This window comes from Paraburkholderia tuberum STM678 (assembly GCF_902833905.1).
In the GTDB taxonomy this organism is placed as follows: Bacteria; Pseudomonadota; Gammaproteobacteria; order Burkholderiales; family Burkholderiaceae; genus Paraburkholderia; species Paraburkholderia tuberum.
In genome coordinates this window covers 1-1,684 of the sequence record NZ_CADFGP010000161.1, presented here as the reverse complement: position 1 = coordinate 1,684, position 1,684 = coordinate 1, and the positions used below count along the sequence as shown (strand labels likewise).

General features: G+C 60.3%; 1 protein-coding gene. It reads left to right on the top strand.

The window, feature by feature from the left end; translation table 11 throughout:
* Positions 1-1,638 (top strand): Ig-like domain-containing protein (locus HWY30_RS40730; protein ID WP_244145222.1); only part of this gene is annotated, 1,638 nt, incomplete at its 5' end.
* Positions 1,639-1,684: the final 46 nt, after the last annotated feature.

The window sequence follows — 1,684 nt, the reverse complement described above, 5'->3', positions numbered from 1 at the left end:
AGCACGGACGACACGACGCCGACGCTGGTGGGCAAGGGCGAACCGGGCGACACGATCATCGTGATCGACAACGGCACGCCGGTTGGCGAGACGGAGGTCGACGAGGACGGCAACTGGAGCTTCACGCCTGATACGCCGCTGGACGAAGGCGAGCACCAGTTCACGGTGGTGGAGCGTGACGAGGCGGGCAACGAAAGCAGGCCTTCGGAGTCGCACGTGGTGATCGTGGACACGACCCCGCCGGTGATCAGGCCGGTGATCTGGGCGGTGATCGACGACGTGGGCCCGCTGAAGGGGGTGATCTCCCCGGGCGGGACGAGCGACGACACGCAGCCGAAAATCTGGGGCTCGGCGGAGCCGGGCAGCACGGTGACGGTGTATGACGGTGACCAGGTCCTGGGACAGACGACGGCTGATGACGATGGCAATTGGAGTTTCACGCCGGAGCAGCCGCTGGCCTATGGCCCGCATGAACTGACGGCGGTGGCGACGGGCGCGGCGGGCAACCAGAGCGAGCCGAGCGAACCGTTCGGTTTCTCGTTGGGGGCAGATACCCCCACCGTAATTTATGAGGACTTTAGTGGGGCTCCGGTTGGTTCCCTTGGTAAGGGACTTACCCTCGGCTTATTGCACATCAGCACTATCAATCAGGCGAGCGATTGGCAGGGGATATCCCCCGCCGGGTTTGTTGGGCCAATTACTAAGCCCACTAGCAACGCGTTGGGTGTGTGCGGAGCCGTGTATGTCGGTTTGGAAGATGGCTACACCGCAAGCTCCATTACATTCACTGTGGGCGATAGTGACACCAGTGGCAATGTGATCAGGTTCATCGGCACCGACGGTAAGATAATCTTGACTGGGACCTTCGGATCGAAAACGGCACATACGGTCACGTTCACTATGCCGGAAGGAATGGTCTTTACGGGGTTCCAGTTAGTTTCTGGCTCCAACGGCACTCAGGCCGGTGGCAAGGACTACTTCTTCGTGGATGACATCGCTATTACGCTTGAGACTTTTGGGGGGGGAGTTACCGGTCTATCAATAACCGAGGAAGAGCAGAGTGCTGATGCAGTTGTAATGTCTGTTGAAGACGTTGCTGATGACGCGGTCGTTGATCAGGACGCGGTTTTGGACCAGGACATTACTTCTGGTCAGAACCCTGTAGCGGATCACGACACACAGGACAGCCAGGAAGCAACCGCCGAGGCCGATCCGGTCGTCCCGGCAGAATCGGTCCTCGCCGTGCAAGACGACGGTCAGGTACACGTCGAACATGACGGCGAAGGCGAGATTCTGGATCTGACTCGCATTGGGCAGACGCCGTTGTCCGTCGAGGTCATCGATCTGACGGGCACGGGCGACAACACGCTCAAGCTTTCGCTGGGCGATGTGCTCGAGCAGGGCGGCAAGGACCTGTTCATTGCTGATGGCCGCACGCAAGTGATGGTCAAGGGCGATGCGGGTGACAAGGTCGAGCTGTCTGATCTGTTGCCGGACGGGGAGGACATCGGCGACTGGACGCAACAGTCTGGCAACGCGACTGTGGATGGCATCGAGTATGACGTCTTCTACCACTCGGGTCTGAACGCCGAACTGCTGGTGCAGCACGGTGTCGAGACGGTGCTGAACAACCACTGACCTCCGGATGGTCCGCGACGCATGACCTGCGTCGCGGACCCGGAAT